We start from the raw sequence: 684 nt of genomic DNA, 5'->3' as shown, positions 1-684 counted from the left end.
GGCGACCTTCGGGTCGCCCCTTTCTTTATTTTCTTTGATCAGGTGCCATACAGCCGTCATGCGATCACTGCGATTCGGATTTTCTGGGCGTCGGTTCGCTCTCCGAAGAACGGAACAAGAAAGTCTCGCTGCCCAACCCATTGTTTTTCAAACGATTCAGAATTTTATTTCTGTTCAGATGATTTTTTTCTGGACTTCCAACCCAACAAAGTGCATTTAAACATCTCGTGGACCTCTTATAGGTTGTTCAAGAAGAACTCCTGAGGATCAAGCCACGCACATACAGACATGGTGTCTGATGTTCATTCCAAGTAGGAAGATGAAAAATGGCTCTCAATATCATTTCCAACTACGCCGCCAATGTAGCTCATCGTAACCTCACTGCGTCCGATGAGATGGCGACTCGTTCCCTTTCAAAACTGTCTTCTGGTACCCGTGTTGTTTCTGCACGTGACGATGCCGCTTCCATGGCCATCGGTGCGCGTTTGAACGCAACCACCCAGGCTCTCAAAACCGCAACCGTCAACGTTGGCCAGGCCAACTCGATGCTCCAGATCGCCGATGGCGGCATGGCAACCATTGATGACGTTCTCGTGCGCATGAAGACACTGGCTGTCCAGGCATCCTCAGGCAACCTGTCCGATACCGAACGTGGCTTCCTCAATGACGAGTTCACTGAACTGC

The 684-nt window shown here is 50.1% G+C and carries 2 protein-coding genes; both read left to right on the top strand.

Annotation, left to right across the window (positions count from 1 at the left end):
• A partial coding sequence (locus TH2_RS21845; protein ID WP_238538742.1) for a hypothetical protein occupies positions 1–264 on the top strand: 264 nt, incomplete at its 5' end.
• 62 nt (positions 265–326) lie between these two features.
• Positions 327–684: flagellin (locus tag TH2_RS20420; protein WP_008892352.1), on the top strand; the 358-nt coding region annotated here is incomplete at its 3' end.

Source organism: Thalassospira profundimaris WP0211 (genome assembly GCF_000300275.1).
In the GTDB taxonomy this organism is placed as follows: Bacteria; Pseudomonadota; Alphaproteobacteria; order Rhodospirillales; family Thalassospiraceae; genus Thalassospira; species Thalassospira profundimaris.
Note: the sequence above shows the minus strand (reverse complement) of the source record. Positions and strands in the feature narration are given on the sequence as shown.